The 23,871-nt window shown below is 58.7% G+C and carries 21 protein-coding genes and 1 pseudogene; 9 read left to right on the top strand and 13 right to left on the bottom strand.

The genetic code is table 11. The features are described 5' to 3' along the window. The first annotated feature begins 60 nt into the window (after positions 1 to 60). The gene (locus ABTV22_RS14425) at positions 61 to 249 is read left to right on the top strand and encodes a ribbon-helix-helix protein, CopG family (RefSeq protein WP_204123383.1); all 189 of its coding nucleotides are present in this window, start codon (positions 61 to 63) and stop codon (positions 247 to 249) included. Between the two features lie 21 nt (positions 250 to 270). Here the strand turns inward: ABTV22_RS14425 and ABTV22_RS14420 are convergent, their stop codons facing one another. After that, positions 271 to 1,932, bottom strand: a complete 1,662-nt coding sequence (locus ABTV22_RS14420) for a SulP family inorganic anion transporter (RefSeq protein ID WP_433741130.1) — start codon at positions 1,930 to 1,932, stop codon at positions 271 to 273. Between the two features lie 176 nt (positions 1,933 to 2,108). Here ABTV22_RS14420 and ABTV22_RS14415 point away from each other — a divergent pair, with 176 nt between their 5' ends. Next, positions 2,109 to 2,339 carry a hypothetical protein gene (locus tag ABTV22_RS14415; protein ID WP_204123385.1) on the top strand — a complete coding sequence of 77 codons (231 nt, stop codon included), beginning with the start codon at positions 2,109 to 2,111 and terminating at the stop codon, positions 2,337 to 2,339. Positions 2,340 to 2,533: 194 nt separating this feature from the next. Here the strand turns inward: ABTV22_RS14415 and ABTV22_RS14410 are convergent, their stop codons facing one another. Continuing rightward, positions 2,534 to 3,448, bottom strand: a complete 915-nt coding sequence (locus ABTV22_RS14410; RefSeq protein ID WP_433741128.1) for a LysR family transcriptional regulator — start codon at positions 3,446 to 3,448, stop codon at positions 2,534 to 2,536. A gap of 163 nt (positions 3,449 to 3,611) precedes the next feature. Here ABTV22_RS14410 and ABTV22_RS14405 point away from each other — a divergent pair, with 163 nt between their 5' ends. From ABTV22_RS14405 to hutC, 4 genes are all read left to right on the top strand, one after another. Beyond that, positions 3,612 to 4,787, top strand: a complete 1,176-nt coding sequence (locus tag ABTV22_RS14405) for a M20 aminoacylase family protein (RefSeq protein WP_433741126.1) — start codon at positions 3,612 to 3,614, stop codon at positions 4,785 to 4,787. Positions 4,788 to 4,832: 45 nt separating this feature from the next. After that, a complete protein-coding gene (locus tag ABTV22_RS14400) occupies positions 4,833 to 5,612 on the top strand; it encodes an ABC transporter substrate-binding protein (protein WP_433741124.1) in 780 nt (259 codons plus the stop codon). Between the two features lie 9 nt (positions 5,613 to 5,621). Beyond that, on the top strand, positions 5,622 to 6,461 hold the full coding sequence (locus tag ABTV22_RS14395) for a phytanoyl-CoA dioxygenase family protein (RefSeq protein WP_433741122.1): 840 nt from the start codon (positions 5,622 to 5,624) through the stop codon (positions 6,459 to 6,461). Between the two features lie 381 nt (positions 6,462 to 6,842). Then, complete coding sequence (gene hutC / locus ABTV22_RS14390) at positions 6,843 to 7,580, top strand: histidine utilization repressor (RefSeq protein ID WP_433741120.1); 738 nt, start codon at positions 6,843 to 6,845, stop codon at positions 7,578 to 7,580. A 35-nt stretch (positions 7,581 to 7,615) separates the two neighbouring features. On the opposite strand, the gene ABTV22_RS14385 is transcribed toward hutC, so the two are convergent. The 8 genes from ABTV22_RS14385 to ABTV22_RS14350 all read right to left on the bottom strand — a co-directional run bounded on the left by ABTV22_RS14385 (position 7,616) and on the right by ABTV22_RS14350 (position 17,323). Next, positions 7,616 to 9,019 carry an amino acid permease gene (locus ABTV22_RS14385; protein ID WP_433741118.1) on the bottom strand — a complete coding sequence of 468 codons (1,404 nt, stop codon included), beginning with the start codon at positions 9,017 to 9,019 and terminating at the stop codon, positions 7,616 to 7,618. Positions 9,020 to 9,130: 111 nt separating this feature from the next. After that, positions 9,131 to 10,663: a histidine ammonia-lyase gene (hutH, locus tag ABTV22_RS14380; protein ID WP_433741116.1), complete on the bottom strand. Its 1,533-nt coding sequence runs from the start codon at positions 10,661 to 10,663 to the stop codon at positions 9,131 to 9,133. A gap of 120 nt (positions 10,664 to 10,783) precedes the next feature. Further along, on the bottom strand, positions 10,784 to 12,475 hold the full coding sequence (hutU, locus tag ABTV22_RS14375; RefSeq protein ID WP_433741115.1) for a urocanate hydratase: 1,692 nt from the start codon (positions 12,473 to 12,475) through the stop codon (positions 10,784 to 10,786). Between the two features lie 290 nt (positions 12,476 to 12,765). Beyond that, positions 12,766 to 13,530 carry an ABC transporter ATP-binding protein gene (locus ABTV22_RS14370; protein ID WP_433741114.1) on the bottom strand — a complete coding sequence of 255 codons (765 nt, stop codon included), beginning with the start codon at positions 13,528 to 13,530 and terminating at the stop codon, positions 12,766 to 12,768. A 16-nt stretch (positions 13,531 to 13,546) separates the two neighbouring features. Continuing rightward, positions 13,547 to 14,257, bottom strand: coding sequence for an ABC transporter permease (locus tag ABTV22_RS14365; RefSeq protein WP_110962793.1), 711 nt, complete (start codon positions 14,255 to 14,257; stop codon positions 13,547 to 13,549). Further along, complete coding sequence (locus ABTV22_RS14360; RefSeq protein ID WP_433741113.1) at positions 14,254 to 14,982, bottom strand: ABC transporter permease; 729 nt, start codon at positions 14,980 to 14,982, stop codon at positions 14,254 to 14,256. Before ABTV22_RS14360 ends, ABTV22_RS14365 begins: the two co-directional genes overlap by 4 nt. A 289-nt stretch (positions 14,983 to 15,271) precedes the next feature. Beyond that, the gene (locus ABTV22_RS14355; protein ID WP_433741111.1) at positions 15,272 to 16,045 is read right to left on the bottom strand and encodes an ABC transporter substrate-binding protein; all 774 of its coding nucleotides are present in this window, start codon (positions 16,043 to 16,045) and stop codon (positions 15,272 to 15,274) included. Positions 16,046 to 16,129: 84 nt separating this feature from the next. After that, positions 16,130 to 17,323 carry a M20 aminoacylase family protein gene (locus tag ABTV22_RS14350; protein WP_433741109.1) on the bottom strand — a complete coding sequence of 398 codons (1,194 nt, stop codon included), beginning with the start codon at positions 17,321 to 17,323 and terminating at the stop codon, positions 16,130 to 16,132. A gap of 152 nt (positions 17,324 to 17,475) precedes the next feature. On the opposite strand from ABTV22_RS14350, the gene ABTV22_RS14345 reads away from it, so the two are divergent. Then, on the top strand, positions 17,476 to 18,369 hold the full coding sequence (locus ABTV22_RS14345; RefSeq protein WP_433741107.1) for a LysR family transcriptional regulator: 894 nt from the start codon (positions 17,476 to 17,478) through the stop codon (positions 18,367 to 18,369). Between the two features lie 46 nt (positions 18,370 to 18,415). On the opposite strand, the pseudogene ABTV22_RS14340 reads toward ABTV22_RS14345, so the two are convergent. Further along, positions 18,416 to 18,595 (bottom strand): annotated as a pseudogene (locus tag ABTV22_RS14340) (NAD(P)-dependent alcohol dehydrogenase); the annotation flags it as partial. Between the two features lie 731 nt (positions 18,596 to 19,326). Here ABTV22_RS14340 and ABTV22_RS14335 point away from each other — a divergent pair. After that, on the top strand, positions 19,327 to 20,418 hold the full coding sequence (locus tag ABTV22_RS14335) for a hypothetical protein (RefSeq protein ID WP_433741106.1): 1,092 nt from the start codon (positions 19,327 to 19,329) through the stop codon (positions 20,416 to 20,418). Positions 20,419 to 20,646: 228 nt separating this feature from the next. Then, positions 20,647 to 21,468, top strand: coding sequence for a DeoR/GlpR family DNA-binding transcription regulator (locus tag ABTV22_RS14330; protein WP_433741104.1), 822 nt, complete (start codon positions 20,647 to 20,649; stop codon positions 21,466 to 21,468). 44 nt (positions 21,469 to 21,512) lie between these two features. On the opposite strand, the gene otnI is transcribed toward ABTV22_RS14330, so the two are convergent. Both otnI and ABTV22_RS14320 read right to left on the bottom strand, forming a co-directional pair. Continuing rightward, positions 21,513 to 22,304, bottom strand: a complete 792-nt coding sequence (gene otnI / locus ABTV22_RS14325; protein ID WP_433741102.1) for a 2-oxo-tetronate isomerase — start codon at positions 22,302 to 22,304, stop codon at positions 21,513 to 21,515. Between the two features lie 21 nt (positions 22,305 to 22,325). Further along, positions 22,326 to 23,786: an SLC13 family permease gene (locus tag ABTV22_RS14320; protein ID WP_433741100.1), complete on the bottom strand. Its 1,461-nt coding sequence runs from the start codon at positions 23,784 to 23,786 to the stop codon at positions 22,326 to 22,328. Positions 23,787 to 23,871: the final 85 nt, after the last annotated feature.

The following is a 23,871-nucleotide window of genomic DNA, read 5'->3' as shown; positions in this document are numbered from 1 at the left end:
GCACCGGACAAGGCAATTACAATTTGATTAACATCTAGCGATTGAGTGATTGAATACCCCATGGAAAGCAAGACTGCGCGCCTCACTGTGCTCATTGATCCCATCAAGAAAAAAGCGTTCGAGGAGCTCTGTGCAGCACAGGATTTGACGCCTTCGCAGGTGGTACGTCAGCTGATTCGTGACTACCTAGACACCCACGGTGCCAGCTATTCGACCAAAAGCAAGCATGCCACCAGCACCAAGTCATAACCCAACACGGGCAGTTAGCCTCTAGAGAGTCGATGTCTCCTCTGCGAGACTGACCGCTTTAGCCAGCGCGGTGTTGAAGTCGGTGTGGTAATGCTCCGCGCCGATTTCTTGCAGGATCCCCACCCTATCGAGTTTGCCGAGCACCTTTGTGTTCGCTTCGCAGAGTTTCACCACGATTTGCCGCTTGTGCAGTTGCTGAATGACCTCCTCCAGCACCTGTAATCCCGTGATATCCATGAACGGTACGCGCTTCAAACGGATAATCAGCAGGCGTGGGTCGGTATGGGTCTGTGCCAAGACACGCTCGAACGTCTCGGCCGCCCCAAAGAACAGCGGCCCCTCAATCGTATAGATCAATACCCCAGGCGGCAGTTGAGCATGGCCATTAGCTTTCAGCTCTTCTTCAAGCTCGTGCTCGACGACCTGTTGCACCTCCACGGATGAGGCCATGCGGCGCATGAAGTGCAGCATCGCCAGAATGACGCCAATATTCACGGCGATCACCAAATCACTGAACACGGTGAGGCCGAAGGTGATGAGCAGGATCGATACGTCTGCGCGCGGGGCTCGCTGGACCATGCGCTTGAAGTGCTTTAGCTCGCTCATGTTGTACGCGACCACAAAAAGTATCGCGGCCAGTGCGCATAGTGGGATGTTTGAGGCCAGAGGTGCCAGAAACAGAATAATAAGTACCAGGGTGACTGCGTGCGTAATGCCGGCCAGCGGGCTTGTGCCGCCGTTACGGATATTGGTTGCCGTGCGGGCAATGGCCCCGGTAGCGGCGAAGCCGCCGAACAATGGCGTGACCAGGTTGGCCACCCCCTGACCGATCAGCTCCTGATTGGAGTCGTGCTTGGTACCTGCCATGCCATCGGCCACCATCGCGGACAACAGCGATTCGATTGCCCCAAGCATGGCGATAGTGAACGCCGGACCAATCAGATCGATAACACGCGACAGCGTGATTTCAGGCAGGCTCAACGCTGGCAAACCTTGAGGTATGCCACCAAATGCACTGCCAATCGTGGCGACCCCCTCGAAGTGAAAGCTGGACTGTATCGCGGTAGCGACCGCCATGGCGATGAGCGGGCCAGGTACCCGTTTGAGTCCGGGAATTCTGGACGCGGTGATGACCAGGAAAAGACTGAGTGCGGCCAGCAAAGTGGTGGCGATATGGAGATCCGGCAGCGCCTGGAGCAGATGCCAGAGCTTTTCATGGAAGTGCTCTCCACCGACCTTCGGTAAACCGAAAAAGTCTCTCCACTGCCCGACCCAGATGATCACGCCGATGCCCGCAGTGAATCCGACGATCACCGGGTCGGGGATAAACTTGATGATTGCACCGAGCCGGGCCATCCCCAGCAGTAACAACATGGCCCCCGCCATCATCGTGGCGATTTGCAGGCCGTCAACACCATGTTCGGCCGTGACGCTCGCCAGAATCACGATGAACGCACCTGTCGGCCCGGCAATCTGCAAGCGGCTTCCGCCAAAGAGCGAAACCAGCAGGCCACCGATGATGGCGGTGTAGATGCCTTGCTCAGGTTTGACGCCAGATGCAATGGCAAACGCCATGGCCAGCGGGAGTGCCACGACCCCGACGATCACGCCAGACACCATATTGCGAAGCCAGTGTCCTCGTCCCAACAACCCCGCCTTCCATGCCTCACCTATCGCAATCATGGCTAGCTCCTCAGTGGATGCATGTGCATAATATTAACATGCAGTGATAATTGAAATCCCCTAGTTCCACTGCCTCGTGCGGCTGGAGATGCCTATAGTGGAAGCTCAGAGGGAGCTGAGCGGGCATGCACTGCCAATAGAGAAATTTTGAGAACGCGCGTAGCGTGGTGACAGACATGAATCGTCAAGCTGTGAAAACCAAACATGCCGAAGGCGTGACCTTCGACACCCATGTGATTGCAAATCCGACCAACCCCAAGGAGTGGATTGTATTTTTCAAGAAGGACGCTGGGAGGAGTTATTTCTTGGTAGACGACAACGAGGAGGTCGAATCTTTCGGGCATCTGGATGACTTGATCGCTGAGCTTCGAGACTTGGGTCTCAAGACTGCTGAAATCCACTTTTAACCCTTGAGTCACCCACTGGAGACATGATCATGTCCGTAGTGCTCAGGACTATGCTGCCAAGCTCAAGGACCGGATCGACGCGCCGCACGTTTACCCTCGGAGAGATCCGACAGTTAAATTTATCCTTATTAAGGAACGCTGACATCTACACTCAACGGGCTTTTACTCCCCCGCTATCCGTTGCATTGATTGAATCAAACCAGTAAATCCACAGTCTGCAGCATCCGCCGATACGGCGAATGCGCCTGCGCCATTTCCCACTGAATGATCTCAATCAAGCACTCCAGAAATCGCTCAGCCGCAGGTCTCAACGGCTGCCCGCTACGACGGATGGCGCCTACCGAAGCGCTGCCCACCGATTCGCGTAATGGCAAGGCGCACAAGCCTTCGCGTTGGGCGCAAATCTCCACCAGCGGCCAGGGAAAGATGCTCAACATGTCTGTTTCGCGCAGCAAACTCATGATGATCGAGATCGAATGGGCGAAATGCACATGGCCTTGAGTCGAAATCGCGCCATCTTGCTGTGAGGCCAGTATCCAGTCGGCTGATTCCAGTTCCTCCATGCTGTGGCAGTCGGACAACGGGTGTTGCTGGCGAGCAACTACAGCACAGTCCGCCGTGAACAGCGGCTGATAGGTCAGGTCGGTGCTGGAAAAACGAGTATCCAGACGACCTATAAACAGATCGACTCTCGCCTCACGCAGCATTGGGCACGCCACGGATGAAAGCCCCTCGTACAATTCGAGTTGCACCTGCGGGAACAGTTGGCGAAACCGTACAACCGCCTTGGGCATGAGGGTCATCGCCAACCAGGGCGTGACAGCAACCGACAAATTTCCTGTCAGCTCCCCACTCTCTTCAGCCAATACCTGTTGCGCATTGCTCATTTGCGCCACCACCAGGCGAGCCTGAATCAACAGCTTCTTGCCAAGTTCAGTAAACACAATCCCTGTGGCGTTACGGATCAGCAGTTGCGTCGCGCTGTCTTGCTCCAGCTTCTGGATGGCCTTGGTGACCGCGGCCGGCGACGTGTCGAGGCTTTTGGCGGCGCCGCGGATGCTGCCCGCGTCGGCCACAGCCACCAGTGCATTGAGTTGATAGAACTTCATGGTATCCGCCACTGTTAACCCTGGGTTGCCGCGTTCACTTTCGATTGTCTGTCAGCCGTTGCCCCGGCCCTCTACTCTCGGACCCATACCGCCAGGGCTTCGATCCTCAGCAAAGGACCGTACCAGAGGTACCTCCAACTGGTCATCAAGGAAAACGCTGCCAATGACAGACTCCATCGCGCTGTTAAAGGAAATTGAGCAGGAAATGCGCGAACTGCGCCACCAGATCCATGCCAACCCTGAACTCGGTTACCAGGAGGTCGAGACCAGCGAACTGGTCGCCCAACGTTTGCTGGAATGGGGTTACGAGGTCCACCGCGGTATCGCCGAAACCGGGATTATTGCCACGCTGAGAAAGGGCACGAGCCCACGGGTGATCGGCATACGGGCCGACATGGACGCCCTGCCGATCCTGGAGAAAACCGGACTGCCCTATGCCAGCCGTATCCCTGGCAAGATGCACGCCTGTGGCCATGACGGGCATACGGTGATGCTCCTCGCGGCCGCCTACGCCCTCGCCCATGGCCACCCGTTCGACGGCACCGTGCGCCTGATTTTCCAGCCCGCCGAAGAAGGCCTGGCCGGCGCCCGCCGCATGATCCAGGAAGGCGTACTGCAACAGTTCCCTTGCGACGCGGTGTTCGCGGCGCACAACATGCCTGGCTACCCTGTCGGTAAACTCGGCTTCCGGGCCGGCCCGTTCATGGCGTCCGCCGACCAGGTCAGCGTGACGATTCACGGCAAGGGTGGCCATGGCGCCATGCCGCACTTGAGCGTCGATCCGGTGGTGGTCTGCGCCAGTATCATCATGGCCTTGCAGACCATCGTCTCGCGCAACGTTTCGCCTCAGGAAATGAGCGTGATCACTGTCGGCTCAATCAATGCAGGCAAGGCTTCCAATGTGATCCCGGACAGCGCACACATGCTGATTTCCGTACGCTCGCTGAACAATGCGGTCAGGGACCACCTGGAACAGCAGATCTGTAAGCTCATCCATGCCCAGGCCGAGGCGTTCGGCGCGACTGCCGACATCCAATACAGTGCCGACTACCCCTTGCTGGTCAACGATCACGAAATGACCCAATTCGCCAGCCAAGTGGCCGTCGACTGGCTGGGTGAAGACGAAGTCATGACCGATATCGTGCCTTTCAATGGCAGCGAAGACTTTGCCTATTTCCTGCAGAAATGCCCCGGTTGTTACCTGATTATCGGCAATGGCGATGGTGAAAAGAGCTGCATGGCTCACGACCCGCGCTACGACTTCAACGATGACATCCTGATCCGGGGCGCGGGCTTCTGGGTCAAGCTGACCGAAGCTTTCCTACCGCTGAACGCTTGAGAAACGACCTGTCAAACCGCTAAAACCAATAAAAACGAGGTCATCATGCAGCTACTTAACCGTCGTTACGCCGCCCTGCTCTTCGGATTGATCGTGGCCCCGCTGTCCCAGGCGCAGCCGGTGATCAAATTCGGGGTGGACCCCAGCTACCCGCCATTCGAGACAAAACAGCCGGATGGTTCATTGAGCGGTTTCGATATCGACCTGGGCAACGCCCTGTGCGCCGAGTTGCAGGTCAAGTGCATTTGGGTCGAGCAGAGTTTCGACGGCATGATCCCGGCTTTGAAGGCCAGGAAGTTCGACGCGATCCTGTCCGCCTTCAGCGCCACCGAAGTGCGTCGACAGCAAGTCGACTTCAGCAACAAAATCTACACCGCTCCCTCTTCGCTGGTGGCAAGAAAGAACTCGGGACTGCTGCCAACGCCGCAGTCATTACAGGGCAAGTCAGTCGGGGTCGTTCAAGGCTCGTTGCATGAAAATTACGCCAAGACGCAATGGGGTCGCCAGGGTGCCAACATCCTGTCCTACCAGACCCAGGACCAGGTGTTTTCAGACCTCATCAATGGACGCCTGGATGCTGCATTCCAGGCGTCGGTTCAAGCCGACATCGGTTTACTGCAGAAGCCTCAAGGCCAGGACTTTAGCTTCGCAGGCGACCCCATCACCGACAAAAGCATCATCGGCGATGGGGTTGCCATCGGTGTTCGCAAGAACCAGCCAGAACTCAGGGAGCAACTCAACACCGCCATTGCCGGCATTCGCCAGTCGGGACAGTACGACCAGATCGCGAAGCAGTATTTCAACTTCGATATTTACGGCGAATGAGGCAAACCCATGAATGATCTGACCCAACACATTCAATCGCTCGCCCTGCCCGTCAGCGACGAAACGATCCGCGCGTTCCAGCGTGATGGTGCCGTGTGTATCCGCAATGCGTTTACGCCAGCGCTCATCAGCGAGCTGACCCGAGGCATCGAACGCAACCTGGCCCAACCCAGCCCCCGTGCCAAAGTGGCGAGCAGCCCCGACGACCCGGGCTGGTTCTTCGAGGACTTCTGCAACTGGCAAACGAATGCGCACTATCGCAATTTCATCTTCAACTCTGCCATCGGGCCCATTGCGGCGGCGCTGCTGGGCAGCCAACAGGTGCGCCTGCATCACGACCACTTACTGGTCAAGGAGCCCAATACCCGTCAGAGAACCCCCTGGCACCAAGACCAGCCGTATTACAACATCAGCGGCGCAGATACCGTCAGTTTCTGGATTCCCGTCGACCCCGTACCACGGGAATCAACCCTCGAATTCATTGCCGGATCACACAAGGGCCCCTGGTTGATGCCTCGATCTTTCATGGACAGCCAGGCCAAATGGTTTGCCGAAGGTACGCTCGACGAACTGCCGGATATTGAGAGTCATCGCGAGGATTTCCCCATATTGGGATGGGCGCTGGCACCAGGGGACATGGTGTGTTTCAACATGCTGACCTTGCATGCTTCGTCCGGGGTGGCGGGGCAAAACCGACGTCGTGCATTCTCAGTGAGAGTCATCGGCGATGACGTTCGGCATGCGCCAAGAGCCTGGGTCACCTCCCCTCATTTCCCCGGCCTTGAAGACACGCTGGCAGCTGGCGCCCCTTTGGAGCACGAATTGTTTCCAACCCTCTGGCCCCGTTAACCGGTTTGCGAGCAAACGGATTTTGCTCCCGAACGTCTCTAAGTCGACCTTGAAGTTGATCGCCGGAACGCTGGATTACAGTGTTCCGGCGCTTTACGATACCCACCCTCCTCAACCGCCCATCCCAAAAACATTTGAACCATTGGGCTTGTGTGCTCCTGCGCCCGCTGATCGCTATCGCCAGCAAGCCGGCTCCTACGGGGATCGAGGTTCACGAAACAACTGTGGGAGCGAGCTTGCTGGCTGACGATATACTCTTGCTCTGACCTTAAGTTGGATACTTTCGGCACTTGCAGCCATCCCCCGTAACCTGTGACGATACCGTCCTTTTCTCCACGCCTCGGCAACCATTCATGCCGCACCGCAATGACGGACCAACCCATGATTAAAAATGCACCGCAAGCGCTCTACCGGCGCGCGAAGGATTTCGTGCAAGACCAGCTTCGCGCGGGCGTTTGGAAAGCCGGTGACATGATTCCCTCAGAGCATCGCTTGGTCGAGGAACTGGGCATGTCGCGGATGACGATCAACCGTGCCTTGCGCGAGCTGACTGAGGAAGGTCATCTGGTACGGATTTCCGGCGTGGGCACTTTCGTCGCCGAAAGCAAGCCGCAATCGAACCTGCTGCGCATTACCAACATCGCCGACGAGATCATCGCTCGGGGCCACACCTACACGTGCAAGGTGCTGCACCTGGGACGCGAAGTCGCCTCGATGCCGGTGGCGGCTGCGTTGTCGTTACCGACCGGGGCTTCAGTTTTTCATGTGATCTGTGTGCACAGCGAAGAAGGCATTCCGGTGCAACTCGAGGATCGCTACGTCAATCCCGAGATGATTCCGGAATTTCTCCAGCAGGAATTTGGCGCAAAACTTCAACCTGCCATGTATCTGTTGCAGGTCCTGAGACCCGATGAAATGGAGCATATCGTCGAGGCCAGCCACCCCAGCAGCGACGAAAGCAAATACCTGCAGATTGATATCAATGAACCCTGCCTGGTGCTCATGCGCCGCACCTGGAATCAGAGCAAGATCGTGACCTATGTGCGCTTGATCCACCCCTCCTCACGCTACCGTCTGGGCAGTCGCCTTCCGGTCAATGCAGTGCACAGGGACAACTGAAAATGGCGAGGGGATAAATCCTCTCGCCATTCGAATTAACCGACAGAAGCCTCGCCCATCACCCGCGCCGCCTGCCCCGCCGCTGGCTTGACCCACAGCCGGTAAGCAAGCACGAGCAAGGCAATCCACACCACCCCGACGATCAAGGCCGCCTGGGTATCCGGGAAGTAACCCAGCACACCGAAGATGAAGGCCATGAAGGCAATCGCGGCCATGGGCGCGTAAGGCCAGAACGGCACCGGAAACTTCAGCTGCGCGACTTGCTCAGCGCTCATGGAGCGACGCATGGCCACCTGGGTCAACAGGATCATCAACCAGACCCAGACGGTGGCGAAGGTCGCGATCGAAGCGATCAGGACGAACACGTTTTCCGGGATCAGGTAGTTCAGCAGCACGCCACCGAGCAACGCGGCGCTCATGACCACCACCGTCATCCATGGCACGCCGTGGCGCGACAGCTGACCGAAAGCCTTTGGCGCCTGACCTTGCTGGGCCAGGCCGAACAGCATGCGCCCGGCGCCGAAGATGTCGCTGTTGATCGCCGAGATTGCCGAGGAAATCACCACGATATTGAGGATGGTCGCCGCCGAGCTGATGCCCAGGTTGTCGAAAATCTGCACGAACGGGCTGCCATTGCTGCCGATTTGTTGCCACGGGAAGATCGCCATCAACACAAACAGCGTCAGCACATAGAACAGCAGAATACGCAGGGGAACCGCATTGATTGCTTTGGGCAGGACATGCTGCGGGTCCTTCGCTTCGCCGGCGGTCACGCCGATGATCTCGATGCCGCCGAATGCAAACATCACCACTGCGAACGAGGCAATCAGGCCGCCTACACCGTTGGGCATGAAGCCGCCCTGGGTCCACAGGTTGCTGATTCCCGTCACGTGCCCGGCCGTTGAGCTGCCGATACCGAACGCCATGATGCCGAACCCACCGAGAATCATCGCGATAATCGCGCTGACCTTGAGCAGAGACATCCAGAACTCCATTTCACCGAAGACTTTCACGGTGCACAGGTTCAGGCCACCGATTACGAAGACGATGCCGAGTACCCAGATCCAGCGCGCCACTTCCGGAAACCAGAAGCCCATATAGATGCCGAAGGCCGTCACGTCGGCCAGGCCCACGATGACCATTTCGAACGCATAGGTCCAACCAAGAATAAAGCCGGCCATCGGCCCCAGGTACGTACTGGCGTACTGACCGAAGGAGCCGGCAACCGGGTTGTGCACCGCCATTTCACCGAGCGCGCGCATGACCATGTACACCGCCGCACCACCAATCAGATAGGCCAGCAGCACCGCCGGGCCCGCCATCTGGATGGCCGAGGCCGAACCGTAGAACAGCCCGGTGCCGATCGCCGATCCCAGCGCCATGAAGCGGATATGTCGGGCCGATAGCCCGCGTTTCAAACCTGTTGCTTGCGCTTGCATTTCGCTTTCCTGATTATTTTTGTCGGGCGAAAAGCCGTGCACAGCGAGTTAGACAGGCTGTGCACGGAAATGGGAGATACCGGGAGTCAGGCTCCCGGCCAAGGCGCCTGCTTAGAGGCTTGGCAGCAACCGCGCCGGTACCAGTTCGTTCAGGCAACGGGAGGCCAACAGTTCGCTTGCGGCGTTGATGTCCGGGGCGAAGAAGCGGTCTTTCTCGTAGTACGCGACTTTGTTGCGCAGGGTATTGCGAGCCTGTTCAAGCTTGGTCGAGGTCTTCAAGCCTTCGCGCAGGTCCAGGCCCTGGCAGGCTGCAAGCCATTCCACCGCGAGAATGCCACGGGTGTTTTCAGCCATTTCCCACAGGCGCTTGCCCGCGGCCGGGGCCATGGATACGTGGTCTTCCTGGTTGGCGGAGGTTGGCAGGCTGTCCACCGAGTGCGGGTGGGCCAATGCCTTGTTTTCGCTGGCCAGGGCCGCTGCTGTCACCTGGGCGATCATGAAGCCGGAGTTCACACCGCCATTGGCCACCAGGAACGGCGGCAGTTGCGACATGTGCTTGTCCATCATCAGCGAGATGCGACGTTCGCTCAGGGAGCCGATTTCGGCGATGGCCAAAGCCATGTTGTCGGCAGCCATGGCCACCGGCTCGGCGTGGAAGTTACCGCCGGAAATCACATCGCCTTCGGCCGCGAACACCAGCGGGTTGTCGGAAACGGCGTTGGCCTCGATCACCAGCACCTCGGCGGCCTGACGGAACTGAGTCAGGCAGGCGCCCATGACTTGCGGCTGACAGCGCAGGGAGTACGGGTCCTGGACCTTCTCGCAGTTGCGGTGGGAGTCGGACACTTCGCTGCGCTCGCCCAGCAGATCGCGGTAGGCAGCAGCAGTGTCGATCTGGCCGCGTTGACCGCGAGCGGCGTGGATGCGTGCATCGAACGGCGAGCGCGAACCCAGTACCGCTTCAACGGTCAGGCCACCCACGGCCAGGGCGCCGGCAAACAGGTCTTCACCTTCGAACAGACCGCGCAAGGCGAATGCGGTGGACACTTGGGTGCCGTTGAGCAGCGCCAGACCTTCTTTGGCAGCCAACGTCAATGGCTCCAGACCGGCCACGGCCAGGGCTTCGGTGGCCGGCAGCCATTGGCCTTTGTAGCGCGCCTTGCCTTCACCCAACAGCACCAGCGACATGTGCGCCAGTGGCGCCAAGTCACCGGAAGCACCGACCGAGCCTTTGAGCGGGATGTGCGGGTAAACCTCGGCGTTGATCAGCGAGATCAGCGCATCGATGACTTTACGGCGAATGCCGGAGAAGCCACGGCTCAGGCTGTTGACCTTGAGCACCATGATCAGGCGGCACATGGCGTCACTGACCGGCTCGCCGACGCCGGCGGCGTGGGACAGCACCAGCGAACGCTGCAGGTTTTCCAGGTCCGCGCTGGCGATGCGGGTCGAGGCCAGCAAACCAAAACCGGTGTTGATGCCGTAGGCGGTGCGGTTTTCGGCGAGGATCTGTTCCACGCAGGCGACGCTCGCTTCGATCTGTGCCGAAGCGCTGTTGTCCAGGGTCAGTTTCACCGGCTGCTGGTACACAGCGCGTAGTTGGGCAAGGCTCAGTTGGCCGGGAATCAAATTCAATGCAGTCATGTTCAAAAACTCTATGGATTATGAGTGATCCCCGTAGGAGCCGGCTTGCTGGCGATTCAGACACCGCAAGGTGTCAGGCATACCGCCATCGCCAGCAATCCAGCTCCTACGGGTTTTACGTTATTGACCGGTGATCATCGGCAGGTTCAGCCCTTGTTCTTTGGCGCAGTCGATGGCGATCTGGTAACCGGCATCGGCGTGACGCATGACGCCGGTCGCCGGGTCGTTGTGCAGTACGCGAGCGATACGCTCCGCCGCTTCGTCAGTACCGTCGCAGACGATCACCATGCCCGAGTGCTGGGAGAAGCCCATGCCGACGCCGCCGCCGTGGTGCAGGGAGACCCAGGTCGCGCCGCTCGCGGTGTTGAGCAGGGCGTTGAGCAGCGGCCAGTCGGACACGGCGTCGGAACCGTCCTGCATCGATTCGGTTTCGCGGTTCGGGCTCGATACCGAGCCGGAGTCCAGGTGGTCGCGACCGATGACGATTGGCGCCGACAGCTCGCCGCTGCGGACCATTTCGTTGAACGCCAGGCCCAACTTGGCGCGCAGACCCAGGCCAACCCAGCAGATACGTGCCGGCAGACCCTGGAAGCTGATGCGCTCGCGGGCCATGTCCAGCCAGTTGTGCAGGTGGGCGTCGTCCGGGATCAGTTCTTTGACTTTGGCGTCGGTTTTGTAGATGTCTTCAGCGTTGCCCGACAGTGCCGCCCAACGGAACGGGCCGATGCCACGGCAGAACAGCGGACGGATGTAGGCCGGTACGAAGCCTGGGAAGTCGAAAGCGTTTTCCACGCCCTCTTCCTGGGCCATCTGGCGGATGTTGTTGCCGTAGTCGAAGGTCGGCACGCCCATTTTCTGGAAGTCCAACATGGCTTTAACGTGCACGGCCATGGATTGCTTGGCGGCTTTCACCACGGCAGCCGGCTCGGTCTTGGCGCGAGCGCGGTATTCGTCCCAGGTCCAGCCGGCGGGCAGGTAGCCGTTCAGTGGATCGTGGGCGCTGGTCTGGTCGGTGACCATGTCCGGACGCACGCCGCGACGCACCAGTTCCGGCAGGATTTCCGCCGCGTTACCGCACAGGGCGATGGAGATGGCTTTGCCTTCGGCGGTGTACTTGGCGATGCGCGCCAGGGCGTCGTCCAGGTCTTTGGCTTGCTCGTCGACGTAGCGGGTTTTCAGGCGGAAATCGATGCTGATCTGCTGGCATTCGATGTTCAGCGAGCAGGCACCGGCCAGGGTGGCGGCCAGTGGCTGCGCGCCGCCCATGCCACCCAGACCTGCGGTCAGGACCCACTTGCCGGTCAGGTTGTCGTTGTAGTGCTGGCGACCGGCTTCGACGAAGGTTTCGTAGGTGCCCTGGACGATGCCCTGGCTGCCGATGTAGATCCAGCTGCCGGCGGTCATCTGGCCGTACATGGCCAGGCCCTTGGCGTCCAGTTCGTTGAAGTGCTCCCAAGTGGCCCAGTGCGGTACCAGGTTGGAGTTGGCGATCAGTACGCGCGGGGCGTTGCTGTGGGTCTTGAACACGCCGACCGGCTTGCCGGATTGCACCAGCAGGGTCTCGTCGTCATTGAGGTTGGTCAGGCTTTCGACGATCTTGTCGTAGCACTCCCAGTTACGCGCCGCACGACCGATACCACCGTAAACCACCAGTTCTTTTGGGTTCTCGGCCACTTGCGGGTCGAGGTTGTTCATCAGCATGCGCAGCGGCGCTTCGGTCAGCCAGCTTTTGGCGGTCAGCGTGTTGCCGCGTGGTGCGCGGATTTCGACGTCACGGTGCTTTGTTGCTGGGGCGGGGGTTGGCTTGCTCACCGAGAATCCTCTTGTTATGGCCTGTTACGTAGGTTTGTTGATACAGCTGGTGTATAAATACAATCATGTATATACAAGCTTAATCAAGTGAAATTTTTACCGAACCTTTTTTTAGGCCGTCGTGGGTGAAATGATTGGATTCAAGAGCCGAACCCGATGGGTGGCCGGGTAAAAACCTGTAGGAGCCGGCTTGCTGGCGATGGCGCCGGTCCAGTCAGCAATGCAGCGCCTGACCTGCCGCCATCGCCAGCAAGCCGGCTCCTACAGGGGATTGATGGCGTTTTTTGGCCTTACTTCAGGTTACCGCTGAGGAACTGCTGCAGGCGCTCGCTCTTGGGGTTACCCAATACATCCTCGGGTGCGCCCTGCTCCTCCACCCGTCCCTGATGCAGGAACAGCACTTGGTTCGACACCTTGCGGGCAAAGCTCATTTCGTGGGTCACCATGATCATGGTGCGCCCCTCCTCTGCCAGCCCCTGGATGACCTTGAGCACCTCCCCCACCAGCTCCGGATCCAGCGCCGAGGTCGGCTCGTCGAACAGCATGATCTCCGGTTCCATGCACAGCGCCCGGGCAATGGCGACGCGCTGCTGTTGACCACCCGACAGAAACGCCGGGTACTGCTCGGCGACTCGCGCCGGCAAACCGACCTTATCCAGATAGCGCCGCGCGCGCTCCTCGGCGTCCTTCTTGCTGACCCCCAGCACCCGACGCGGGGCCATGGTGATGTTTTCCAGCACGGTCATGTGGCTCCACAGGTTGAAGTGCTGGAACACCATGGCCAGGCGGGTACGCAGGCGTTGCAGTTCATCGGCGTCGGCCACGCGCATGCCATGCCGGTCATGGACCATGCGAATTGGCTGGTTATCCAGGCTCATGGCGCCGTCGTTGGGCGTTTCCAGGAAATTGATGCAGCGCAGAAAGGTACTTTTTCCCGAACCACTGGCGCCGATCAGGCTGATCACATCGCCGGTTTTGGCATTCAGCGAAACGCCCTTGAGCACTTCATGGTTGCCGTAGCTTTTGTGCAGGTTTTCAACGGTCAGTTTGTACATGTGCAAGCCTCCTGAATTAATGAGCCGGGCCAAGGAAGGACAACCAGCGGCGTTCAGCCAGGCGGAACAGGCTGACCAGAGAGAACGTGACTGCCAGGTAAATGGCGGCGGCGATACCGAACGACTGGAAGGTCAGGAAGGTCGCCGAGTTGGCATCCCTGGCGACCTTGAGGATGTCCGGTACGGTGGCGGTAAAGGCCACGGTGGTCGAGTGCAACATCAGGATCACTTCGTTGCTGTAATACGGCAGCGATCGGCGCAGGGCTGAGGGCATGATGACGTAGGCATACAGCTTCCAGCCCCGCAGGCCATAGGCCTTGGCGGCCTCGATTTCGCCATGGTTCATACTGCGGATCGCCCCGGCGAAAATCTCCGTGGTGTAGGCGCAGGTGTTCAGGGCGAAGGCCAGGATCGTGCAGTTCATCGCGTCACGAAAGAACGCGTCGAGCATGGGCTGGGCACGTACCGCGGCGATGCTGTAGATCCCGGTGTAGCAGATCAGTAGCTGTATATACAGCGGTGTACCGCGAAACAGGTAGGTGTAGAACTGCACCGGCCAGCGCACCCAGACATTGCGTGAGACCCGGGCAATCGACAGCGGTACCGACATCACGAAGCCGATGAAGATCGAGGCACTGAGCAACCAGAGGGTCATGGCCAGGCCGGTGATGTTCTGGCCGTCGTTATAGAGGAAAGGTTTCCAGTATTCCTGCAATAGCTCAATCATCGTACGGCCTCGCGGGTGCCTGCTGCGTAGTGGATCTCCAGACGGCGCAGGACCTGGTTCGAAATGGTGGTGACCACCAGATAGATCAGGGCCGCCAGCACCAGGAAGAAGAACAGTTGGTAGGAACTCTTGCCGGCGTCCTGGGCCACCTTGACCAGATCGGCCAGGCCGATGATCGACACCAGCGCGGTGGCCTTGAGGATGACCATCCAGTTATTGCCGATGCCCGGCAGTGCGAAGCGCATCATTTGCGGAAACACCACCAGGCGAAAGCGCTGGGCACGGCTCAGGCCGTAGGCGGTGGCCGCTTCCATCTGCCCCTTGGGCACGGCGAGGATGGCGCCACGGAAGGTTTCGGTGAAATACGCCCCGTAGATGAAGCCCAGGGTAATGACCCCGGCGCTGAACGGGTCGATTTCGATGTAGTCCCAGCCCATGGCTTCAGTCAGGTTGGTCAGCCAGGTTTGCAGGCTGTAGAAGATCAGCAGCATCAGCACCAGGTCCGGCACCCCGCGGATCAGCGTGGTGTAGGCCTGCGCCGGCATGCGCAACAGCGACGAGCGCGACAGTTTGGCGCTGGCACCGATCAGGCCCAGGCCCACGCTCACCAGCAGGCACATGAAGGATAATTTCACCGTCATCCACGAGCCCTGCAGCAGCAACGGGCCAAAGCCCTTCAAGCTGAAGCCCGACAGCCCGAGGATCTGCAAGAGGTTATCCAGCATGGAGCACCTCCATGACGCGAGAGGCAGACACGCAGGGAGCTGAAGTGGAAAGGATCAGAAAGGTTTTTTTCATTGTTGTTTTCCTGAAGACCAACATGAGCGCTTGTGGCGCACGGGTATCGTTCGTGGAGCCGATCAAGATGCAAACACCCGGCAAGGTCGCGGACAGACCCATGAGTCGAGGTGTGCGGCCGACTCTAATGCAGCCATCTCTACTTGTACAGACAGGCTTAAGCATTTGGTCGGAAGGTGCAGCACCCTCCCCCTACAAAACCCATGCGCCCATCGGCTACCCGTTGTTGATATCGAAATCGAAATACTTGGCCTGGATCTTTTCGTAGGTGCCGTTGCGGTGCATCTCGGCCAAGGCCTCGTTGATGGCCTGCTTCAAATCGGTGTCTTCCTTGCGCAAGCCGATGGATCCGCCCATTCCCAGGGTTTTGGTGTCGTGCACAGCCTCGCCAGCGAACGCAAAATCACGACCTTGCTCGCTTTTCAGGAAGCTCATATCCGCCTGCACCGTGTCCTGCAGCGCGGCATCCAGTCGCCCCGACAGCAGGTCCTGATACACCAGATCTTGATTCTGGTACGACAGCACGGTTACACCATTGGCCGCCCAGTGGGTCTTGGCAAAGGCTTCCTGGGTCGAGCCCATCTCCACGCCGATGCGCCGGCCCTTGAGCGACTCGATCACCGGCTGGATGTCCGTGCCCTTCCTCGCCACCAGGCTGGAGGGGGTGTGGTAGATCTTGTCCGAGAAGTCGATCTGCTGCAGGCGCTTTTCGGTCACGCTCATCGACGACAGAATGCCGTCGAACTTCTTCGCTTTCAGCCCCGGAATCACACTGTCCCAGGGACTTTCCACCCATACGCATTTGGCGTTGAGCTGGGCACAGATGGCATTGCCGATATCGATATCAAAGCCCACCAGCGTACCGTCGGGCGCCTTCGACTCGAACGGTGCGTAGCTGGGATCGACACCGAAACGGATAACGGTCCAGTCCTTGGCATATGCGCCGCTGGCGGCCAGAAAAAGGGCGAGCGAAATGACGAGTTTGTTCATTTGAAACTCCGAAGACAGGTTCATTCAAGGTCGCCAGCCGTGCTGTTGTTCTCTATACGAGAGGCTGGCTGAGAGGAAAAGCGACTAGGGTTGGGCCAGGTAACGCTCCACCAGCCGCGCCCAATAGGCGGCACCGATCGGCAGGTTGCTGTCGTTGAAGTCATAGCCCGGGTTGTGGACCATGCAGCCGTCTTCTCCGTCGCCATTGCCAAGGCGCAGGAAGCAACCCGGGCGGGCTTGCAGCATGTAGGCAAAGTCTTCGCTGCCCATCAGCAGGTCGGTGTGTGGCACCACCTTGTCGACGCCCACCAGCTCCTGTGCCACCGCGATCGCAAACTCGGTTTCGCGATCGCTATTGATCACCACCGGATAGCCCATGAGGTAGTCGATTTCGACTTCGGCGCCGTAGCTGGCGGCCTGCTGCTGTACCAGGTCAGTGATGCGCGTCTTGAGCAACGCACGCACCTCGCCACTGAACGAACGCACGCTCAATTCAAGCCTGGCACTGCCGGGAATGACATTGTTGGCGGTCCCGGCCTGCAAGACGCCAACCGTTACCACCGCCGGCGCTGTGGGATCGATATTGCGCGCCACGATGGTTTGCAAGGCCATGACGATGCTTGAGGCCACCACCACCGGATCGACCGTCAGATGTGGCCGTGCCGCATGGCCACCGTTGCCCTTGATGGTGATGTAGACGTTATCGCCCGCCGCCTGCAGCGGTCCGCGACGAAACAACATCGTGCCGGCCGGTGCGCCCGGATGGTTGTGCAACCCGAACACCGCGTCACAGGGAAAGCGTTCGAACAGGCCGTCGTTGATCATGCTCAGCGCACCGCTGTTGATCCCGTGCTCCTCCGCCGGCTGAAAGTACAGATGCACGGTGCCGCAGAAACGGCGCGTCTGCGAAAGGTAACGGGCGGCGCCCAACAGCATGGTGGTGTGACCATCATGGCCGCACGCATGCATCTTGCCGGGATGCCGGCTGGCGTAGGGCAAGCCGGTTTGTTCAAGAATCGGCAAGGCATCCATGTCGGCGCGGATGCCGATGCTGCGCGGCCCGTCACCGACGGTCAGCGAGCCGACCACGCCGGTTTGCCCGACAGCGGTGGTCACCGCATAACCCCACTCCTCCAGTTTTCTTGCCACCAGCGCGGCCGTTTCCCGTTCTTCGTAGGCCAGTTCGGGATGCTGGTGCAGGTGGTGGCGTATCGTGCGCAGCTCTTCAGCCGATTCGGCGAGGTCCGCGACCTCGCAGTAACGTCGGGTAGTGTCCATATCGCTTGGCTTCTCTTTGTTGGTGCTCTTTGTTGTAAGCCACCGCCGGGCGGGGTGTGAAGCCACAGTAGAGATTGGCGAATGCTCTGAAAAGATCCTATTTTTTTGAGTATGATCAGTTTTTTTTATCACCAAGCAGGCATGAGAACGCCATGAAAATTAACCAGCTCCAGGTGTTCGTGACCGTCGCCGAAGAAAAGAGCCTGCGCGCCGCCGCCCGCTGCCTGAACCTGACACAGCCCGCCGTCACCCGCAGTGTCCAGGAGCTGGAGAGCGATCTGGGCGTTGTCCTGATGACGCGCAACGTGCAGGGCATCGAACTGACCGAATACGGCATCGCCCTGCAAATCCGTGCCCAGCAGATACTCGAAGACCTGCGTCGAGCACGGGAAGAACTCGATCAGATCAAGAACAACCTGCGTGGCAAGGTCAGGGTCAGCGCGACTTCGACCATTGCCTTGAGCCTGCTGCCAAAGGCGCTGGAGCAATTCCAGAAAACGGCGCCGGATGCCGAAATGACCTTCATGGAGGTCAAGTTCCCCCTCGCGGTGCAGCATCTGCGCGATGGCTCACTGGATTTCGTCGTCTCCCACGTACTACCCGACATGCTGGGGGACGACCTGATCAGCGTGCCGCTGTTCTCGACGGACTTCGTGGTGATGGCGCGGGCAGGACATCCGCTGGTCAACGCTCGCCACCTCGCCGAACTGGCCGACGCACAGTGGCTGAGCACCGTACCCTCGGGCGGTTTCCAGCACAGCGTGATGGAGGCGATGTTCGAGCATGCCGCTCTGGCGCTGCCACGGCGGATCATCCACTGCTCATCCTTCGCCATCGCCCTGGGCCTGGTGATCGGCACCGATTCCCTGGTGCTGTTCACACGCCTGCTGGCCGACAGCATCGCCAGCCTCGGGTTGCGGCAGATCCCGTTGGAGCAGGCACAGCCGGCGCTTGAGATGAGCATCATCATGCGCAAGGGCACGCTGCTCACGCCGGTTGCCCAGCGCTTTGTGGAGTGTTTGCAAGCGGCCGTCAAAAGAGGTTGAGGGCTTTTAGCGGTGGCTTCGCCCTCAGTAACTCAGTAAGTGCGCGTCACGGAGTAATCGCCACCTTCATGACCCCATCGCGCTGATGAGCGAACAGATCGTAAGCCGCTTCAATGTCGTCCAGTTTAAAACGGTGAGTCACCAGCGCAGACAGGTCCACTCCCCCGCTTTCGACCACGGCCATCAACCTGCGCATACGCTCTTTGCCACCCGGGCACAGCGTGGTACTGCTCGGTGCTTTATAAAAAGCTCCATGCCAAGCATGGCATTACGTGCTCGATGACCGATGGTTACGATTGTTATCAAAACGCCAAGGCAGAGCGGGTTAACGGCATCCTTAAGCTTCAGGCGAGATTGCCTGGATTGCCGGTGCTGAATAAGCCGTCTACGTAAATTGCTGCTGATGCCTACCTTCAGCAGCGTTACTTCGTCCGTTACGATCTCATAGAGGCCTGGTGCAGGTGGCACTGCGGCTTCGATCTCGGAAAATCTAATTTTAAATCGGTGTTCAATCATGAGATCACGTCCATTCGGGCCTTGCTGAATGAATCAAACCACTATTGAGGATAGACACCCACCTTCGTATGAGGACGCCATTCTTGCCCCACGTTATGTGGCACCAGACGCTCGCTATCTGGGAACTGATTGTGCACGGGCATCGGCCATGACTTTTCTCTTTTGGGTAATCAAACTGCGTTTTTGACAACACCGGGCGCGTTCCAGGCCATGATTCCGGACAACTAGCTGTCAGGCTTAGCAAGATCAGTGATAACGCATATAGCAACTATGTCCAGCATGGTTCCGCCGGCCAGTCTATAGATGTAGGCACCTACTAGTTTGCGGTTAGTCAATGTCGAGCCAGGTAGTTAATGACCGTGGAGTTTTGAAAAACACTACTGCCGCAGTGTTTCGAGAACTACCCAGTTTCGTCATGTTCATCTTGCCAAGGAGACTTATATGGCCCGCGCGCCTAAACCCAAGTTATCCAAAAAGCCACAGAACATATCTAAACCACTCTGCGCAAATCTACCACGGCCGGTGCGGCAACTCTCCTCCTCCGTGACTGTAGATCCGCGAAGGGCCGCCGCCATTCTCAGGACAACCACCAAATGGGCTAACGGTACGGTTCTTCACTATTGTTTTTTTGGCAAAGGCTCTCGCTATGCGGTTCCGAAAGTGCAGGCGGATGCAGTTCGTGATGCTTTCAAGAAATGGAAAGCGGTCGGCATAGGCCTTGAGTTCAAAGAGGTTAATCAACTGAGCGAGGCCGAAGTCCGAATTGGTTACTCGACCGCCGATGGGGCTTCTGCCTCCGCAGTCGGTCGCGATGTCCTGAGTGTTCCGCTCACTGAGCCAACCACGGTTTTTGGTTGGGATCTCACGACACCCTATGGGCGTGGGACCGCGCTTCATGAACTTGGACATGTGCTCGGCATGGAGCATGAGCATCAAAACCCCTTTGCGGGAATCAAGTGGCATGAACAAGCCGTATATGATTCATTGGGAGGTCCTCCCAATAATTGGGACCGCGCAACTACGTATCACAACATATTGGAAAAATTGACGCCGCAGCAGGTCAATGGATCGAAGTGGGACCCTGATTCAATTATGGAGTACGAGTTTGATTCAGGTCTAATCGATGAACCGCAACAATACGATATCAATGGGCTTGTCCCTCCAGGCGTGCTTTCGAATGGAGATAAGGAATGGGTTCGTCAATGGTATCCACCCTTGGCGGCAGGCCTGAAACCGCTTGTACTGGCGGAGCCGGTAACCGTCGCCCTCGCCGCCGGCAAACAGATTGACTACCTGATCGCACCCACCGAGTCCAGAAGTTACTGTATCGAAACAAAGGGGGCCACTGACGCGCTGCTTGTTTTGTTCGAAGATATAAAAGGAGATCCGAGATATTTAACGGCAGACGATGATAGCGGCGAGGAAAGAAATGCGACGATTACCTATAAGCTCTTCAAAGGTCGAAAGTACATTGTGAGAGCTCGTCTGTATTACCCTGGACAGTCGGGCAAAATAACGCTGATGTATCTTTAAGGAGGGTCCATCGCGTTACAACGTCATATCGGGTACCAAGGACCTGAAGTGGGTGGCTAGGCCGCGACTGAAACCGGCGTGCTCCCCCCACTTCTGACAAGGTCATGCCCCCCGGCCTTTGCGCGCGACAATCGAGTAGCCACCTTCTTTTTTGCCTGATCCAGAAGCAGATTCGCTACTATGGTTGCCCGTCTTCCTAGTCTGCGATTTATTCATTCTGGAGCCCGAATGCCAAGCCAAAAGGACATCGCCACCGAAAGCGGCGCACCGATGATCCCTGAACAGCGCCGTGAATTGATGCTCAGGCAGTTACGCAAGCATCAAGTGCTGAGCGTTCATCAATTGATGGAAATGTTCGACTGTTCGCACATGACCATACGCCGCGACATCGCGTTGCTGGAACAGGAAGGTCGTGCTTATTCGGTAACGGGTGGAGTGCGAATTGCCAGCCAGCTGCACAGTGAGCCCAGCCATCAGCTCAAGGCAGTGGTGGAACTGCCGCAGAAGCAGGCCATGGCCAAATTGGCCGCCCGCCTGTTGCATGCCGACATGGCGATTTACCTGGACGCGGGAACCAGCACCCTGGAAATCGTCCCCTACATCAAGGCACTGTCGGGCATGACCGTGGTGACCAACGATTTCGGTATCGTCCATGCACTGATCGACGCGCCCCATGTCACGGTAATTCATACCGGTGGGCAACTGGATCACTCTAATCAATCGAGTGTGGGCAGCCTGGCAGTGGCCACCTTGCGTCAGGTCGTCACTGATATTGCGTTCATTTCGACCAGCTCATGGGATTTGCGTCGCGGACTCACCACGCCTTCGGCGCTGAAGGTGGAGGTCAAACAAGCGGCAATGCAATCGGCCTCGCAAGTGGTGCTGGTGGCCAGCAGTTCGAAATACGGCACCTTTAGCATGTACAAAATCGCCGGGCTCGAGCAGTTCGATATCATCCTCAGCGATGATGCTTTGGCTCCTGCCGCAGCCGACGGAATTCGCAAGCAGGGTGTCGAGCTGTTGCTACCATCTGATCATCCTGCGGCGTGACTCGACGGGCTCGTGCATCCAGCAGAGCCCGCTCGTGACTTGCGCTATTGCGCCTGACGAGCCTTCCAGTCGCGCAGCCATTGCAGACCGGCCGAGGTGTTGCCACGCGGTCGGTACTCGCACCCTACCCAGCCGTCATAACCCAACTGATCGATCAGCTCGAACAAATACGGGTAATTGACCTCTCCCAGGTCCGGCTCATGCCGATCCGGCACGCCAGCGATCTGGATATGACCAATACCGTCGAAGTCCCGACGCAGTTTGGTGGCCAGGTCGCCTTCGACGATCTGACAGTGGTAGCAGTCGAACTGCACCTTCAGGTTACTGGCGCCCACTTCCTTACAGATGGCCTGGGCCTGATCTTGCCGGTTGAGGAAAAAGCCCGGCATGTCCCGCGTATTGATCGGTTCGAGCAACACGGTGACGCCGGTCTTGGCGGCTTGGGCACAGGCGTAGGCGAGGTTCTCCACATAAATCGCGTGATGCCGTGCACGGTCGCTCTCGCAAGGCAGTAGGCCGGCCATGACATGGATGCGTGAGTTGCCCAGCACACTGGCGTATTCCACGGCGCGATCAAATCCGCTGCGAAATTCGCTCTCGCGCCCCGGCAACGACACTGTCCCCCGCTCGCCCGCCGCCCAATCACCGGGTGGCGCGTTAAACAGCGCCTGTACCAGGCCGTTGTCGGTCAGGCGTTGGTTGAGTTCTTGAGCGCTGTAGTCGTAGGGGAACAGATACTCGACCGCTTCGAAACCATCGGCAGCCGCAGCGGCGAAACGATCCAGAAACTCATGTTCCGGGTAGAGCATGCTTAGATTGGCAGCAAAACGAGGCATGGTAGCTCCTGAAATAATGGGTTAGACAAAAGGCCAGATCAGCAGGGTAATACAGAACCCCAAAGTGCCAAGCAAGGTGGTCAATACCGTCCACGTGCGCAAGCCGTCGGCCACATTCAGGCCTGACAGTTTGGTGAAGATCCAGTAACCGGCATCATTGATATGGGACATGGCCAACCCGCCACCGCCCATGGCCAGGCACAGCAGGGCCATGTGGTTCGGGGTCAGATTGAGGCTCACGATCAACGGGCTGATGATACCGGCAGTGGTGACCAGCGCCACGGTGGTCGAGCCCTGCACCGCGCGCAACAACATAGTCAGCACAAAGCCCAGCGCCAACACCGGCAGACCTGTGGTGCGCAATAAATCGGAGACCACGGCACCGATTCCGGTGTCCACCAGCACTTTGCCAAACACACCGCCAGCACCGGCAATCAGGATCACCATCGCAACGCCCGGCAAGGCCGAGCCGATCACATCTGATACCTGAGTGCGACTCCAGCCCCGACGCGAACCCAGTAGCCAGGCACACAGCAAGGTGTCGATCAACAGCGCCACCAGCGGCGCACCGAGCACGGTCATGATCGCGCGAAGAGTCGATTCGGCAGGCAGCAGCGAGGTGGACAGCGTCCCCAACAGAATCAGAATAATGGGCAGCAGAATCAGGCTGACGATCAGGCCAAAACCCGGCGCGGGTGCCGGCGGCAGTTTGGACACGATGCTGCTGGTGGACTCTTCCAGGCCCATGTGCGATACGGCTTGTGCCGCGCGCTCGGGGTTCGTGTCGTTGCCGTTGGTCCAGGCGGCCAGGTCTTCGTTGGTGACATGCGGGCCATAGACCTCGGCACGAATATCGTCGGTCATCGGGTACACCCGACGGGTCATGCGCCCGGCCACCCGGTAGCCTATGTAGCAAAGAAAGGCTGTGATGGGCAGACCGAACATCAACACGCGGCCCAGGTCCGCGCCCAATTGGCTGGCAGCGGCCACGGCGCCCGGATGCGGTGGCAGGAAGGCGTGTACGGTCAACAAGGCTGCGCACATCGGCAACGCGAACACCAACAGCGGCTTGCGTGCGCGCCGGGCAATCCCATAAGCCAGCGGCATGAGGATGATCACGCCCACCTCGAAGAACACCGGCACCCCGACCATGAAGCCAGCAATCGTCAACGCCAGGGGCGTACGCCGATTGCCGAAACGGGTAATCAGCGTCTTGGCCAGCGCCTCGGCACCACCGGAAAGCTCGATGATCCGCCCGATCATCGCACCCAGCGCGATGATGATCGCAATATGGCCCAGGGTTTTGCCCATACCCCCTTCGATGGTAGCGACCAGATCAGCCGGCTTCACCCCGGCCACCAGCGCTACCAGAATGCTCACCAGCATCAAGGCCACGAAGGGCTGGAACTTGTACTTGAGCACCAGGAACAACAACAGGGCGATGCCTGCCCCTGCGGTAATCATCAGGATTAACGGGCTCATTTCATAAGCCCCCCACGCAGGGTCAATGAAACGGTGCTACCCATGGATCTGCACATGCCGCAGTGAAGGTGAGTCATGCTTGGAT

This window comes from Pseudomonas putida, assembly GCF_050990305.1.
In the GTDB taxonomy this organism is placed as follows: domain Bacteria; phylum Pseudomonadota; class Gammaproteobacteria; order Pseudomonadales; family Pseudomonadaceae; genus Aquipseudomonas; species Aquipseudomonas putida_AH.
Note: the sequence above shows the minus strand (reverse complement) of the source record. Positions and strands in the feature narration are given on the sequence as shown.